The 14,665-nt window shown below is 56.0% G+C and carries 14 protein-coding genes; 7 read left to right on the top strand and 7 right to left on the bottom strand.

Going from position 1 to position 14,665, the window contains the following annotated elements; genetic code table 11:
* Positions 1-60: 60 nt before the first annotated feature.
* Positions 61-453 (bottom strand): hypothetical protein, encoded by a 393-nt coding sequence (locus tag INF58_RS04575; protein ID WP_193527115.1) that lies wholly within the window; start codon positions 451-453, stop codon positions 61-63.
* Between the two features lie 413 nt (positions 454-866).
* Here INF58_RS04575 and phoP point away from each other — a divergent pair, with 413 nt between their 5' ends.
* The 3 genes from phoP (at position 867) to INF58_RS04560 (ending at position 4,215) form a co-directional block, all read left to right on the top strand.
* On the top strand, positions 867-1,538 hold the full coding sequence (phoP, locus tag INF58_RS04570) for a two-component system response regulator PhoP (RefSeq protein ID WP_193527262.1): 672 nt from the start codon (positions 867-869) through the stop codon (positions 1,536-1,538).
* A complete protein-coding gene (gene phoQ, locus INF58_RS04565; RefSeq protein ID WP_063866389.1) occupies positions 1,539-3,002 on the top strand; it encodes a two-component system sensor histidine kinase PhoQ in 1,464 nt (487 codons plus the stop codon).
* 91 nt (positions 3,003-3,093) lie between these two features.
* The gene (locus INF58_RS04560; RefSeq protein ID WP_107535140.1) at positions 3,094-4,215 is read left to right on the top strand and encodes a cupin domain-containing protein; all 1,122 of its coding nucleotides are present in this window, start codon (positions 3,094-3,096) and stop codon (positions 4,213-4,215) included.
* Between the two features lie 94 nt (positions 4,216-4,309).
* On the opposite strand, the gene pepT is transcribed toward INF58_RS04560, so the two are convergent.
* On the bottom strand, positions 4,310-5,533 hold the full coding sequence (gene pepT, locus INF58_RS04555) for a peptidase T (protein WP_063866386.1): 1,224 nt from the start codon (positions 5,531-5,533) through the stop codon (positions 4,310-4,312).
* Positions 5,534-5,770: 237 nt separating this feature from the next.
* Here pepT and potA point away from each other — a divergent pair, with 237 nt between their 5' ends.
* The 4 genes from potA to potD are packed head-to-tail and all read left to right on the top strand — an operon-like array spanning position 5,771 to position 9,579.
* Positions 5,771-6,919: a spermidine/putrescine ABC transporter ATP-binding protein PotA gene (gene potA, locus INF58_RS04550; RefSeq protein ID WP_165498414.1), complete on the top strand. Its 1,149-nt coding sequence runs from the start codon at positions 5,771-5,773 to the stop codon at positions 6,917-6,919.
* Complete coding sequence (potB, locus tag INF58_RS04545; RefSeq protein ID WP_193527114.1) at positions 6,903-7,760, top strand: spermidine/putrescine ABC transporter permease PotB; 858 nt, start codon at positions 6,903-6,905, stop codon at positions 7,758-7,760. Before potA ends, potB begins: the two co-directional genes overlap by 17 nt.
* Positions 7,757-8,548: a spermidine/putrescine ABC transporter permease PotC gene (gene potC / locus INF58_RS04540; protein ID WP_015570805.1), complete on the top strand. Its 792-nt coding sequence runs from the start codon at positions 7,757-7,759 to the stop codon at positions 8,546-8,548. The genes potB and potC overlap by 4 nt, the downstream gene beginning before the upstream one ends.
* Positions 8,545-9,579, top strand: a complete 1,035-nt coding sequence (potD, locus tag INF58_RS04535; RefSeq protein ID WP_063449042.1) for a spermidine/putrescine ABC transporter substrate-binding protein PotD — start codon at positions 8,545-8,547, stop codon at positions 9,577-9,579. The genes potC and potD overlap by 4 nt, the downstream gene beginning before the upstream one ends.
* A 34-nt stretch (positions 9,580-9,613) precedes the next feature.
* Here potD and cobB read toward each other — a convergent pair whose 3' ends face one another.
* From cobB to lolC, 5 genes are read right to left on the bottom strand one after another with little or no spacing between them, the layout of a single operon-like run.
* Complete coding sequence (gene cobB / locus INF58_RS04530; protein ID WP_063449043.1) at positions 9,614-10,435, bottom strand: Sir2 family NAD+-dependent deacetylase; 822 nt, start codon at positions 10,433-10,435, stop codon at positions 9,614-9,616.
* Positions 10,436-10,449: 14 nt separating this feature from the next.
* A complete protein-coding gene (gene nagK / locus INF58_RS04525) occupies positions 10,450-11,361 on the bottom strand; it encodes an N-acetylglucosamine kinase (protein ID WP_193527113.1) in 912 nt (303 codons plus the stop codon).
* 54 nt (positions 11,362-11,415) lie between these two features.
* Positions 11,416-12,660, bottom strand: coding sequence for a lipoprotein-releasing ABC transporter permease subunit LolE (lolE, locus tag INF58_RS04520; protein WP_063449045.1), 1,245 nt, complete (start codon positions 12,658-12,660; stop codon positions 11,416-11,418).
* Positions 12,660-13,361 (bottom strand): lipoprotein-releasing ABC transporter ATP-binding protein LolD, encoded by a 702-nt coding sequence (gene lolD / locus INF58_RS04515; protein ID WP_193527112.1) that lies wholly within the window; start codon positions 13,359-13,361, stop codon positions 12,660-12,662. Before lolD ends, lolE begins: the two co-directional genes overlap by 1 nt.
* On the bottom strand, positions 13,354-14,553 hold the full coding sequence (lolC, locus tag INF58_RS04510) for a lipoprotein-releasing ABC transporter permease subunit LolC (protein ID WP_107535131.1): 1,200 nt from the start codon (positions 14,551-14,553) through the stop codon (positions 13,354-13,356). The genes lolD and lolC overlap by 8 nt, the downstream gene beginning before the upstream one ends.
* Positions 14,554-14,665 lie beyond the last annotated feature (112 nt).

The raw sequence follows: 14,665 nt of genomic DNA, 5'->3' as shown, positions 1-14,665 counted from the left end.
GGGGGCTGCTTTTCAACATCGTGCCGACGTTTTCACGCCCCGTTACAGGCTTTGCCGGGATTAAAGCCTGCTGTCAGGCTGATTGTTATTTTTTGTCGTGGAATAACTTTCCGGAATATAGCGTTTCAGGCCAAACGGGCACAGCCTGAACTGGCACGGCGTCTCAATGGTACACGGGCGATCCATCTCCTGCCGGTTGCCTGGACACGCGTTTTTCTTTTTGAAACCCATCCAACCTATTGATGTAAAGGGCATTGCCTGCGCTATCCATACTCTTCGGCGTCGGTCATTAATCAGGATCCCCTGGCTTGAGGTGGTGATGATTTCACCTGCACGAACGTAATAATCCCCTTTAAGCCACAGGATGTAATTCAGGCCGTAATGTGTTTCAACCTTGCAAAAGAGGGTACCGCTTTCGGGGCTCGCAATAGTCTCAACAACCTTCCATTCCATAAATGCCTCTTTACTCGATAAATTGCTGTTTAGTTGTGTAAAAATGCTGATTTACTGGTACATATTATGCGGATCTAATTTCGCACCATAAAATAAGCGTAGACAAAGATGGAAAGATCGAAAACATCCTTACAAAAAAAAGGGCAATATTTACAAAACTTGCCCGCAGCTTAAGTACCTCGCGGGATTTGTACCCCCCTCAATGCCCGTTCTGGCAAAAATGCCGCGCGCCCTCAACAGTTAATAAACAGATGGCTGTTTTATCCGGAATGCGGAAGCTTGCGAAAACAAGTCGGTTTATATTACTCGCGCTTTTTTAGGGCATGAAAAAACCATTTAATTTCATCACGCTGGTGTCAACCTGGATAATCAGCGTTAAACTATTCATACCATTTATATAGGGAGAAGTGATGATGCGCGTACTGGTTGTTGAGGATAACGCATTGCTACGTCATCACCTGAAAGTTCAGCTTCAGGAGATGGGCCATCAGGTGGACGATGCCGAAGACGCAAAAGAGGCCGATTATTATCTCAATGAACACCTGCCGGACATCGCCATCGTCGATTTAGGGCTGCCGGATGAAGACGGATTGTCCCTTATCCGCCGCTGGCGTAGCCATGACGTTTCGCTGCCGGTGCTGGTGCTGACCGCTCGCGAAGGCTGGCAGGACAAGGTTGAAGTATTGAGCGCAGGCGCGGACGACTACGTTACCAAACCCTTCCATATTGAAGAGGTTGCCGCGCGCATGCAGGCGCTGCTGCGCCGTAACAGCGGGCTGGCGTCGCAGGTGATCTTTCTGCCGCCGTTCCAGGTGGATCTCTCCCGCCGCGAATTTTCCATTAACGATGAAGTGATCAAGCTGACCGCATTCGAATACACCATTATGGAAACGCTGATCCGTAACAACGGTAAAGTGGTGAGCAAGGACTCCCTGATGCTTCAGCTTTATCCGGACGCCGAGCTGCGCGAAAGCCACACCATTGACGTGCTGATGGGTCGCCTGCGCAAAAAAATTCAGGCACAGTACCCGCACGACGTGATCACCACCGTGCGCGGTCAGGGCTACCTGTTCGAATTACGCTAAATGAAAGGAATTTTGCGCCACATTTTACCCCTTTCGCTGCGGGTTCGCTTTCTGCTGGCAACCGCCGCCGTCGTGCTGGTGCTGTCGCTCTCCTACGGAATGGTGGCGTTGGTCGGGTACAGCGTAAGCTTCGATAAAACCACCTTCCGCCTGCTTCGCGGCGAAAGTAACCTGTTTTATACCCTGGCGAAATGGGAGAACAACCAAATCACCGTCGAAATGCCGGAAAACCTGAACCAGCAGAGCCCGACGCTGGCGCTGATCTACGATGAAAAAGGAAAACTGCTGTGGGCGCAGCGTGATGTTCCCTGGCTGAAAAAACGCATCCGCCCGGAATGGCTGAAAACCAACGGATTTCACGAAATAGAAGCCGACCTCAACTCGACCAGCATCCTGCTGCGAGACGATCGGGCGTTACAGAACAAGCTCAATGAGATCCGCGCCGAAGATGACGACACGGAGATGACCCACTCGGTGGCCATCAACCTGTATCCCGCTACCCTGAACATGCCGCAGCTGACCATTGTGGTGATCGATACCATACCGGTTGAGCTAAAACGCTCGTATATGGTCTGGAACTGGTTCGTGTACGTTCTGGCTGCAAACCTGCTGCTGGTGATCCCTCTCCTGTGGGTCGCTGCGTGGTGGAGCCTTCGTCCGATTGAGTCCCTGGCCAAAGAGGTGCGCGAGCTGGAGGAGCATCACCGCGAGAAGCTGAACCCGGAGACCACGCGCGAGCTGACCAGCCTGGTGCGCAACCTCAACCGCCTGCTGAAAAGCGAACGTGAACGCTACGACAAGTATCGCACGACGCTCACCGATCTTACGCACAGCCTGAAAACCCCGCTGGCGGTGATGCAAAGCACCCTGCGTTCCATGCGCAGTTCGAAAATGAGCGTGGATGACGCCGAGCCGGTGATGCTGGAGCAAATCAGCCGGATTTCACAGCAGATTGGTTATTACCTGCACCGCGCCAGCATGCGTTCCGGAAGCGCCCTGTTGAGCCGTGAGCTGCACCCGGTAGCCCCGCTGCTGGATAACCTCACCTCTGCGCTGAACAAGGTATACCAGCGTAAAGGGGTCAATATCAGCCTGGATATCTCACCGGAAATTAGCTTTGTCGGCGAGAAGAATGACTTCATGGAAGTGATGGGAAACCTGCTCGATAACGCCTGTAAGTATTGTCTGGAGTTTGTCGAGGTGTCCGCGCGGGTAACGGATAACGAACTGCATATTATCGTTGAGGACGATGGTCCCGGCATTCCCCGTAATAAACGCGAAGTGGTATTTGACCGCGGCCAGCGCGCCGATACGCTGCGTCCGGGCCAGGGCGTAGGGCTGGCCGTCGCCCGGGAAATCGTCGATCAGTACGACGGCAAGATCGAAACCGGTGAAAGTTTGCTGGGCGGTGCCCATATGGAGGTCATTTTTGGCCGTCAACAGCCCGTATCGAATGATAGTTAACCCGGAATGTGAAAAATACGCGGATCTCGCCCCCAGGGTTCTTTGCTTCCGTTATAATCCGTCTCAGTAAGAGCCTGCGGAAAACAAAAATATGGATTATCAATTAACGCTTAACTGGCCCGATTTCATCGAACGTTACTGGCAAAAACGCCCGGTCGTTCTGAAACGCGGGTTCAGCAATTTTATCGACCCTATTTCCCCTGACGAACTCGCGGGTCTGGCGATGGAAAACGAGGTGGACAGCCGTCTGGTGAGCCACCAGGACGGAAAATGGCAGGTCAGCCACGGTCCATTTGAAAGCTACGATCACCTGGGCGAAAGCAACTGGTCTTTACTGGTGCAGGCGGTCAACAACTGGCACGAACCCACCGCAGCCTTAATGCGCCCCTTCCGCGCCCTGCCGGACTGGCGAATGGACGATCTGATGATCTCCTTCTCCGTTCCCGGTGGCGGCGTCGGTCCGCATCTGGATCAGTACGACGTGTTTATCATTCAGGGTACCGGTCGCCGTCGCTGGCGCGTGGGCGAAAAGGTGCCAATGAAGCAGCACTGCCCGCACCCTGACCTGCTTCAGGTCGATCCGTTTGAAGGGATCATTGATGAAGAGCTGGAGCCGGGCGACATTCTGTATATCCCGCCAGGCTTCCCGCATGAAGGCTATTCGCTGGAAAACTCGCTGAACTATTCTGTCGGTTTCCGCGCGCCAAGCGGCCGCGAGATGATCAGCGGGTTTGCTGATTATGTTTTACAGCGCGAGCTGGGCAGCTACCGTTACAGCGATCCGGACGTTCCGGCGCGTGAGCATCCGGCAGATATTCTGCCGGAGGAGCTGGATAAGCTGCGCGGTATGATGCTGGATCTGATCGGCGAACCGGAGCACTTCAGACAGTGGTTTGGCGAGTTTATCAGCCAGTCGCGTCATGAACTGGACGTCGCACCGCCAGAGCCACCGTATCAGGCGGATGAAATTTATGATGCGCTCCAGCAGGGCGATAAGCTGGTTCGTCTGGGCGGATTACGCGTGCTGCGCATTGGCGAAGAGGTATTCGTCAACGGCGAGCGTCTGGACTCCCCGCACCGTCCGGCGCTGGAAGCGATTGCCAGCCATATGGTGCTCTCTGCGGATACCTTTGGCGATGCGCTGGACGATCCGTCGTTCCTCGCCATGCTGGCCGCGCTGGTGAACAGCGGGTACTGGTTCTTTGAGGACTGATGTGTAATGTTTGCCGGGTGGCGGCTACGCCTTACCCGGCCTACAACACCACGATCCCGTAGGCCCGGTAAGCGAAGCGCCACCGGGCTTTTTTTTACCGCTTCGCGGTTAACTCGGCTATGCGCACAATCACCTGTACCGCTTTCTCCATCCCTTCCAGCGTCACGAACTCATGCTTGCCATGGTAGTTATACCCGCCGGTAAACAGATTCGGGCACGGCAGGCCCATAAACGACAGCTGCGAACCATCGGTTCCACCCCGGATCGGCTTCATCACCGGCTCGATGTCACAATCGCGCATCGCCTGCCGGGCGATATCCAGAATGTGCGGATGCTCCACCACCTTCTCGCGCATATTGTAATAGCTGTCTTCAATGATGAGCTCAATATAGCAATCCGGATGCAGCCCCTTGCCGACCTTTTTCGCGATCTCCATCATCTTACGCTTGCGCGCCTCAAAGGCTTTGCGGTCAAAATCGCGGACAATATAGTGCATCTGCGCGCTGTCCACGGTCCCCTTGATGCTGGTCAGATGATAAAAACCCTCATACCCTTCCGTCATCTCCGGGCTCTCTTCGGCGGGAACTTCCGCATGAATACGCGCGGCCAGCGACAGCGCGTTCACCATCACCCCTTTCGCAGAGCCCGGGTGGACGTTATTCCCGACGATTTTGATCGTCACCGATGCTGCGTTAAAGTTTTCATATTCCAGTTCGCCCACGCCGCCGCCGTCGACCGTGTACGCCCACTGAGCGTTAAACGCCTCAACGTCAAAGTGTTTCGCGCCCTTACCCACCTCTTCATCCGGCGTGAAGGCGACGCGGATATCGCCGTGCGGGATATTTTGTCCCTTCAGCACCGCCAGCGCCGTCATGATTTCGGCGATACCCGCTTTGTCATCGGCGCCCAGCAGGGTCTTGCCATCGGTGGTAATTAACGTCTGCCCCAGCAGTTGGTGCAGCACCGGGAACATCACCGGCGACAGCACTTCGTCACCAATCCCCAGCGCGATATCACCGCCGCGGTAGTTTTCAACAATCTGCGGATTAACGTGTTTACCGCTAAAATCAGGTGAGGTATCGACATGAGAAATAAAGCCAATCGCCGGGATATCCCCCTCAACGTTGGCCGGCAGCGTTCCCATCACGGTACCTTTTTCGCTCAGCGTGACGTTGACCAGCCCCATGGCCTCAAGCTGCTCTTTCAGCAGGTTGAGCAGCTTCCACTGGCCTTCGGTGCTTGGCACCTGTCGGACACCCGGCTTAGATTGGGTATCCAGCGAAACGTAATGTAAAAAACGCTCAAGTAGTTTATCCATGCAGTCACCCTCACTTTTTGTGACAACATTATCAATAAGCAGCAAAACGCAAATATTGCGTCAGGTCACTTTTATCCCGCAAACGAGAACTTTTTACGTTTATATCGTTCTGCGTTAATAAATGTAGCTTATGAATAAGTGAGAAGGATTGGCGATTCAATGGGTTTGCCGTAGAATGTCCGCCCTCATTACGAGTCACCAAGGTGGTTACACACAAACCCCGCTTCAGTCTGCTGCCTGAGGCGTCTATATGGGACAGCGCGAAAATTGAATACACAACCCCGTTCCCTTTCACCGCTGGTGCAACTGGAACGAATTCGTAAAAGTTTTGATGGCAAAGACGTCATTTCCGACCTGAATCTGACCATCAATGACGGTGAGTTTCTCACGCTGCTTGGCCCCTCCGGCTGCGGCAAAACCACCGTTCTGCGCCTTATCGCCGGGCTGGAAAGCGTCGATAACGGCCACATCCATCTTGAGAACCAGGACATTACCCAGGTTCCTGCCGAAGATCGCCACGTCAATACCGTCTTTCAGAGCTATGCCCTGTTCCCGCACATGACCGTGTTTGAGAACGTGGCGTTTGGCCTGCGGATGCAAAAAACAGCGGCCAGCGAGATCCCGCCCCGCGTCACCGAAGCCCTGCGCATGGTGCAGCTGGAAGAGTTTGCCCAGCGAAAGCCGCATCAGCTATCCGGCGGACAGCAGCAGCGCGTGGCCATTGCCCGCGCCGTGGTCAACAAACCGCGCCTGCTCCTGCTGGATGAATCCCTCTCTGCGCTGGACTACAAGCTGCGCAAGCAGATGCAGAACGAGCTGAAAGCACTTCAGCGTAAGCTCGGCATCACGTTCGTGTTTGTTACTCACGATCAGGAAGAAGCCCTGACCATGTCGGACCGTATCGTGGTGATGCGCGACGGCAAGATCGAGCAGGACGGCACGCCGCGTGAAATTTACGAAGAGCCGAAAAACCTGTTCGTCGCCAGCTTCATTGGTGAAATCAATATTTTCAACGCCACGGTGATTGAGCGTCTGGACGAGCAGCGCGTGCGCGCCAACGTGGAAGGCCGCGAATGCAACATCACGGTGAACTTTGCCGTGGAAAAGGGGCAAAGGCTCAACGTCCTGCTGCGCCCGGAAGATCTCCGCGTCGATGAGATCCACGACACGGCTGACGCCGAAGGTCTGATCGGTTACGTTCGCGAACGCAACTATAAAGGCATGACCCTCGAATCCGTGGTCGAACTGGAAAACGGCAAAATGGTGATGGTCAGCGAGTTCTTCAACGAGGACGATCCGGACTTCGACCACTCGCTGGATCAGAAGATGGTCATCAACTGGGTAGAAAGCTGGGAGGTTGTGCTGGCTGATGAAGAACACAAGTAAGTTCCAGAATGTGGTGATTGCCACGATCGTCGGTTGGCTTGTGTTGTTTGTCTTTCTACCCAACCTGATGATCATCGTAACCAGCTTCCTGACCCGCGACGACGCGAACTTCGTCGCGATGGTCTTTACGCTGGACAACTACGCGCGCCTGCTCGATCCGCTCTACTTTGACGTGCTGCTGCACTCGCTCAACATGGCGCTGATTGCCACCGTTGCCTGCCTGGTGCTGGGGTATCCGTTCGCGTGGTTCCTGGCTCGCCTGCCGCAAAAAGTGCGTCCGCTGCTGCTGTTTTTACTGATTGTGCCCTTCTGGACCAACTCGTTAATCCGCATCTACGGGCTGAAGATCTTCCTCAGCACCAAAGGTTATCTGAACGAGTTTCTGCTGTGGCTGGGGATTATCGATACGCCGATCCGCATTATGTTCACCCCGAGCGCGGTGATCGTCGGCCTGGTCTATATCCTGCTGCCGTTTATGGTGATGCCGCTCTACTCCAGCATTGAAAAGCTTGATAAACCGCTGTTGGAAGCCGCGAGAGACCTGGGAGCCAGCAAGCTGCAAACCTTTATCCGCATCATTATTCCGCTGACCATGCCGGGCATTATCGCCGGCTGTCTGCTGGTCATGCTGCCGGCGATGGGCCTGTTCTACGTGTCGGACCTGATGGGCGGGGCGAAAAACCTGCTGATCGGCAACGTGATCAAGAGCCAGTTCCTGAACATCCGCGACTGGCCGTTCGGCTCGGCCACCAGCATTACGCTGACGGTGGTGATGGGGCTGATGCTGCTGGTCTACTGGCGTGCCTCGAGCTTGCTGAACAAGAAGGTGGAGCTGGAATGATCGGTCGACTGCTTCGCGGCGGTTTTATGACCGCCATTTATGCGTATCTCTATATTCCGATAATCATTTTGATCGTGAACTCATTTAACAGTTCACGCTTCGGGATCAACTGGCAAGGTTTTACCACCAAATGGTATGGCCTGCTGATGAACAATGACAGCCTGCTCCAGGCCGCGCAGCACTCGCTGACGATGGCGGTGTTCTCTGCCACCTTCGCGACGCTGATTGGCTCGCTGACCGCCGTGGCGCTGTACCGCTACCGTTTTCGCGGTAAGCCGTTCGTCAGCGGCATGCTGTTTGTGGTGATGATGTCCCCGGACATCGTGATGGCCATTTCACTGCTGGTGCTGTTTATGCTGCTGGGCGTCCAGCTCGGTTTCTGGTCGCTGCTGTTCTCGCACATCACCTTCTGCCTGCCGTTTGTGGTGGTGACCGTCTACGCGCGTCTGAAAGGGTTCGACGTGCGCATGCTGGAAGCGGCGAAAGATCTGGGTGCCAGCGAGATGACTATTCTACGCAAAATCATCCTGCCGCTGGCGATGCCTGCCGTTGCAGCCGGGTGGTTGCTCAGCTTTACCCTGTCGATGGACGATGTGGTCGTATCCTCCTTCGTCACCGGGCCGAGCTATGAAATTCTGCCGTTGAAGATCTACTCAATGGTTAAAGTCGGTGTTTCACCCGAAGTGAACGCGCTGGCGACTATTCTGTTGGTGTTATCGCTGGTTCTGGTCATTGCCAGCCAGGTTATTGCTCGTGATAAAACAAAATCTCAGGGGACACAGAAATGAAAAAAATGCTTGCCGCTGCGGCGCTGGTGCTTGGTATGGGTGCCGCGCACGCTGATGACAGTAAAACGCTCTATTTCTACAACTGGACCGAGTATGTGCCGCCGGGCCTGCTGGAGCAGTTCACCAAAGAGACGGGCATCAAGGTGATCTATTCCACCTATGAGTCGAATGAGACTATGTATGCCAAGCTTAAAACCTACAAAGATGGCGCGTATGACCTGGTGGTGCCGTCGACCTATTTCGTCGACAAAATGCGCAAAGAGGGCATGATCCAGAAGATCGACAAAACGAAGCTAACCCATTTTTCAAACCTCGATCCTGAGATGCTGAACAAACCGTTCGATCCCAACAACGACTACTCCATTCCCTACATCTGGGGCGCGACGGCAATTGGCGTCAACAGCGACGCCGTCGATCCAAAAACGGTTTCCTCGTGGGCCGACCTGTGGAAGCCGGAATACAAAAGCAGCCTGCTGTTAACCGACGATGCGCGTGAAGTGTTCCAGATTGCGCTGCGTAAACTCGGCTATTCCGGCAACACCACCGATCCGAAAGAGATCGAAGCGGCGTATAACGAACTGAAAAAGCTGATGCCAAACGTGGCGGCGTTCAACTCCGATAACCCGGCTAACCCGTATATGGAAGGTGAAGTGAACCTGGGGATGGTCTGGAACGGCTCGGCGTTCGTTGCGCGTCAGGCCGGGACACCGCTGGAGGTGGTCTGGCCGAAAGAAGGCGGGATCTTCTGGATGGACAGCCTCTCAATTCCGGCTAATGCGAAAAACGTGGATGGCGCCCTGAAGCTGATTAACTTCCTGCTGCGCCCGGACGTGGCGAAACAGGTGGCGGAAACCATCGGCTATCCGACGCCGAACCTGGCCGCGCGGAAGCTGCTAAGCCCTGAAGTGGCAAATGATAAATCGCTTTATCCGGACGCTGAAACCATCAGCAAAGGGGAATGGCAGAACGACGTCGGTGACGCGAGCCGCCTTTATGAAGAGTATTATCAGAAGCTGAAAGCCGGTCGTTAATGCATAACGGGCGACACAAGGTCGCCCGTTACCCTTACAGCCCCTTCAGGAGTTTATCCACAAAGGCCGGCACCACCTCGCTTGCCAGACCGTAATGCTTCTCTTCAAACTCGCTGCCGACCTGGCTTGGCTCCAGATTGAGCTCCACCGTATGGGCACCTTGCAGCCGCGCTTCGTGCACAAATCCCGCCGCCGGATAGACATGGCCTGAGGTACCAATGGCGATAAAGACGTCCGCCATGGCCAGGGCACTGTAGATCTCATCCATTCCCAGCGGCATTTCGCCAAACCAGACCACGTGCGGACGCAGACGCGAAGGAAACTGGCAGCAGTGGCAGCGGTCTTCGTCCAGCACGTCCTCTTTCCAGTCCAGCACCTGACCACTCCATGCGCACCGCACCTTGAGCAGTTCGCCGTGCATGTGAATGACGTTGCGGTTACCGGCTCTTTCATGAAGATTGTCGATGTTTTGCGTCACCAGCAGAAAACGATCCCCCAGCGCCTCCTCCAGCTTTGCCAACGCCAGGTGCGCCGCGTTTGGCGCAATCTCCGGCTGCTGAAGCTGACGACGGCGGGCGTTGTAGAACGCCTGGACCAGCGCCGGATCGCGGGCGAAACCTTCCGGCGTCGCCACATCTTCAACTCGGTGTTCTTCCCACAGCCCGTCCGCCGCGCGGAAGGTCTGAATACCGGACTCGGCGGAGATCCCCGCCCCGGTCAACACCACCACTCTGGGTTTATCCATCGCTTCTGGCATCATCCTGTCTCTGAAAAAGATCCGCTGACGCAGGCGTTCACGTAAGCGGCGTTTATTTTTGCGAAAACGGCTGAGTCGACCCTGGCGACGCGACAGCATAGTAACCTCGTAAACTAATCGGTGAGATGAAGGAATGCGGCTCCGCGCATGCCTCCTGCGTCCCCGTGTCGCGCACGCTCAATGCACGGCACGCGGGCGACCGGCAATAAATGTCGGGGCAGACGCCCGGACAACTGTTCCGTAATCGCAGTGAAGTTTGACAGCCCACCCCCAATCACCAGCAGATCCGGGTCGACGATGGTCAGGATGTTGCCCAGACACACCGCCAGCAGGTCGAGATAGCGTTCAACGTGCTCTCGCGCCTGCGCATCCCCTTGTTCCCACAAGGTAATGATTTGGGGGGCCTCAAGTTTCTGATGATAGAAGTGTTCATACAGCCATGCAAACCCCCGTCCCGACAGATAGTTTTCAATGCAGCCGTGCTGACCGCAGCCGCAGCGGGTAAGCGGGAAATCGCGCCCGACCACGTCCAGCGCGTCCACCGGCAGACGAATGTGGCCAAATTCGCCAGTGATGTAGCTGCGTCCGGTAATAGACTTGCCGTTAATGACAATCCCGCCGCCGACGCCCGTCCCGAGGATCAGCCCCATCACCAGCGGATAGCGACGAAACTCGTCGTCCCAGGCTTCGGAAAGGGCAAAGCAGTTGGCATCGTTGTCTAAACGCACGTCGCGTTCAAGGAGGGCTGAGAGATTGGCGCGCAGCGGCTTGCCGCTGGCAGCGGGAACGTTGGCGGCATACAGCGTGCCGTCGTCGGTTTCGGGCATACCCGGAATTCCAATGCCGACGCTGCCCTTGACGCCAAACCGCTCATCCGCCTGCGCTACCAGCGCGGCGATAGCGGTTAAAAATTCATCGTAGCTTTCACGCGGCGTGGGCACGCGCGTTTCCCACTGGAGTGTGAGATCGGTATCAAACACGCCGAGCGCAATCTTGGTGCCGCCAATATCAAATCCGTAATACATGATGCATTCCTCTGCTTGATTCAGCGGCCCAAAGACCGCTAAACCATGACGAAATTACTGGCCACTTAATACCCTCGCCGGATCGATACGGCTTGCGCGACGCGCCGGATACCAGCTTGCCAGCAGACTCAGTAAAAGTGCTGTAACCAGCACATAAATAACGTCCAGCCAGTGCAGTTCAGACGGCAGGAAGTCAATAAAATAGATATCGCCGGACAGGAACTGATGGCCGATAAGCGTTTCAATCCCGTTGATAATCGGCGTCAGCTGAAGGGACACCACCACGCCGATGACCACGCCGCAGAGGCTGCCAAACAGCCCCGCCAGCAAACCGTACCAGACGAAAATGGCGCGAATAAGACCGTCTTTTGCCCCTAAGGTACGCAGCACGGCGATGTCGCCGCTCTTATCCTTAACGGCCATGACCAGCGTCGAGACGATATTAAAGCACGCCACCCCAATCACCAGCACCATCGCCAGATACATAATCGCGCGGATCATCTGGATATCGCGGTACATGTAGCCGTAAGTACCGATCCAGCTTTTGATGTAGACGTAGCTATTGGTCACGCTGCCGGCATCACGCACCAGCTTATTGGCGTTGAAAACGTCGTTAACCTTAATGGCTATCCCCGTCACGCTGTCGCTCATGTCCAGGTACTGACGGGCATCTTCCAGCGGCACCATGGCGAAGCTATGGTCGAGCTGGCCGCTTAACTGCAAAATACCGGTGACGTGCAGACGCACGCGTTTAGGCTGCTGCAATTTGTGGTCGGCGCTGGCGTTCGGGATCATGATCGATACCCAGTCGCCCTGCTTCACCTTCAGGGCATCGGCAACGCCTTTACCCATGATGATCTGCTGCTCGCCGGCCTTAAAGTTTGCCCATGCGCCATTTTGCACGTAGCGCGGCAGTGCGCTCAGACGCGCTTCCTGACGAGGATTTACCCCTTTCACCTGAATGGCGCGCAGGTTTACCCCGCTCTCCACCAGCCCGGTAAAGTTGATATAAGGTGCAGCCGCCGCGATGCCCGGCACTTTTTCCACTTTGTTCAGGGCATCCTGCCAGTTGGACCACGGCTGGTTAACCGGCTCGATTTCACCGTGAGGAACAACGGCCAGAATGCGGTTATTCAGTTCACGCTCAAAGCCATTCATGGCGCTTAAGCCGACGATCAGCACCGCCACGCCCAGGGCAATACCGATGGTGGAGATCACGGAGATAAGGGATACCATCCCACTCCGGCGACGACCGCGGCTAAAGCGTAACCCGATGAGTAACGATAACGGTGAAGCCATTACTCCGCTCCCATCAGCGTCAGTTCTGCGTTCAGACGACCGTCGCGCATTTCCAGCTGACGGCCCATCCGCTTAGCCAGCTGCAAATCGTGGGTCACCACCAGAAACGCGGTACCCTGCGCGGCGTTCAGTTCGCCGAGAAGCTGGAAAATGCTGTCTGCGTTACGCGCATCGAGGTTACCTGTCGGTTCATCCGCCAGCACCAGACGCGGGTTGTTGACCAGCGCGCGGGCGATCGCCACACGCTGACGCTCACCGCCGGAAAGCTCGGACGGACGGTGATTCCCGCGATGTCCCAGCCCTACCGCGTTTAGCATGTCGCTGGCGCGGGCATTAATTTCCGCCGGTTTCTTTTTACCAATCAGCAGCGGCATCGCCACGTTTTCCAGCGCCGTGAAGTCCGGCAGCAGATGGTGGAACTGATAGATAAAGCCCAGTTCGCGGTTACGCAGCTCGGCTTTCGCCGTTGACGACATTTTACTCAGCGGCTGTCCGGAGAAGATCACATCGCCTTCGGTTGGAGTGTCCAGCCCGCCCAGCAGGTGCAGCAGCGTACTTTTGCCGGAGCCGGAGCTGCCGACAATCGCCATCATCTCGCCTTCACCCACGCTAAAGCTCACATTGTGCAGCACGTCGGTCTGCACAGCGCCTTCCTGATAGCGTTTGGACAGGTTGACGCACTGCAACAGGATCTTATTCATAACGTAAAGCCTCAGCGGGTTGTGTGGCGGCAGCCCGCCAGGAAGGATAAAGCGTAGAAAGCAGCGCAATGGCCATCGCGGCCAGCGCAATACCGACCACCTGTAGCGGCTCGATAGCCACCGGCAGCGCCGCGCCATCGAGCAGCGCGCCGATGATCGGCATCAGATTGTTGAGCTGGCTGGCGAGCAGCGCGCCCAGCGCCGCCCCGAGCAGCGCACCGATAATGCCGGCGCTGGCGCCCTGAACCATAAATACCGCCATGATCTGGCGCGGGGTCAGGCCCTGGGTTTGCAGAATGGCGACTTCGCCCTGCTTCTCCATCACCATCAGCCCCAGCGAGGTGATGATGTTAAACGCGGCAACGGCCACGATCAGGCTTAACAGCAGCCCCATCATGTTTTTCTCCATGCGCACGGCCTGGAACAGCTCGCCTTTACGGTCGCGCCAGTCCTGCCATTTCGTCCCTTCCGGTAACGCCTGCTGGCTGAGGGTGTCTACCTTCAGCGGCGCGTCAAGCCACAGACGCCAGCCGGTAATATTGCCCGCCGGGTAGCGCATCAGACGCGAGGCGTCCTGAATGTTCACCAGCATCTGGTAACCATCGACTTCGCTGTTCGCCGCAAACGTGCCAATCACGTTGAACAGGCGCTGGCTTGGCAGACGCCCCATCGGCGTAAACTGGCTGGCTGAGGGCACCATAACGCGCAGCCGATCGCCACGGTTAACGCCAAGCTGCCCGGCCAGCTGCTCGCCGAGGATGACGTTATATTTACCCGGCTCGAGGTCGGTTTGCTTCACGTTAACCAGGAACGGCGTCAGCGGATCTTTTTGCGCCGGATCGATACCGAGCATCACCCCGACCGCCACGCTGCGGGCGCTTTGCAGCACCACATCGCCCGTTGTAAGGGGCGCAACGCGGGTGACACCCTGTAACTTCACCGCGCTTTCCGGCAGCTGTTGCGGGTTAACGGAACCCTGAGTGGAAGAGAGAACGGCCTGCGGCATCAGCCCCAGGATATTGTTTTGCAGCTCGCGCTCGAAGCCATTCATGACGGAAAGCACCGTCACCAGTGCCATCACGCCAAGCGTAATGCCAATAGTCGAAAGCCAGGAGACAAAGCGACCGAAGCGGTCCGCGGCGCGCCCACGCATGTAACGTAAGCCTATGAAGAGTGCGACAGGTTGATACATGAAATCCGTCTGTTTGCTGATAGCAGACCCACGAGTATATAAGCGAATCCGTTAAGCGTAAATGACTGAAACCGTAAGATTCGGTAATCATTTTTCCGAAAAATTCAGATAA

It is taken from the genome of Enterobacter cloacae complex sp. P24RS (assembly GCF_014982165.1).
Lineage (GTDB): Bacteria > Pseudomonadota > Gammaproteobacteria > Enterobacterales > Enterobacteriaceae > Enterobacter > Enterobacter quasihormaechei.
This window is presented reverse-complemented; position numbering and strand designations above follow the sequence as displayed.

Coding starts and splice junctions, on each gene's coding strand:
- INF58_RS04575 (WP_193527115.1), bottom strand. CDS start 453: ATGGAATGGAAGGTTGTTGAGACTATTGCGAGCCCCGAAAGCGGTACC.
- phoP (WP_193527262.1), top strand. CDS start 867: ATGCGCGTACTGGTTGTTGAGGATAACGCATTGCTACGTCATCACCTG.
- phoQ (WP_063866389.1), top strand. CDS start 1,539: ATGAAAGGAATTTTGCGCCACATTTTACCCCTTTCGCTGCGGGTTCGC.
- INF58_RS04560 (WP_107535140.1), top strand. CDS start 3,094: ATGGATTATCAATTAACGCTTAACTGGCCCGATTTCATCGAACGTTAC.
- pepT (WP_063866386.1), bottom strand. CDS start 5,533: ATGGATAAACTACTTGAGCGTTTTTTACATTACGTTTCGCTGGATACC.
- potB (WP_193527114.1), top strand. CDS start 6,903: ATGAAGAACACAAGTAAGTTCCAGAATGTGGTGATTGCCACGATCGTC.
- potC (WP_015570805.1), top strand. CDS start 7,757: ATGATCGGTCGACTGCTTCGCGGCGGTTTTATGACCGCCATTTATGCG.
- potD (WP_063449042.1), top strand. CDS start 8,545: ATGAAAAAAATGCTTGCCGCTGCGGCGCTGGTGCTTGGTATGGGTGCC.
- cobB (WP_063449043.1), bottom strand. CDS start 10,435: ATGCTGTCGCGTCGCCAGGGTCGACTCAGCCGTTTTCGCAAAAATAAA.
- nagK (WP_193527113.1), bottom strand. CDS start 11,361: ATGTATTACGGATTTGATATTGGCGGCACCAAGATTGCGCTCGGCGTG.
- lolE (WP_063449045.1), bottom strand. CDS start 12,660: ATGGCTTCACCGTTATCGTTACTCATCGGGTTACGCTTTAGCCGCGGT.
- lolD (WP_193527112.1), bottom strand. CDS start 13,361: ATGAATAAGATCCTGTTGCAGTGCGTCAACCTGTCCAAACGCTATCAG.
- lolC (WP_107535131.1), bottom strand. CDS start 14,553: ATGTATCAACCTGTCGCACTCTTCATAGGCTTACGTTACATGCGTGGG.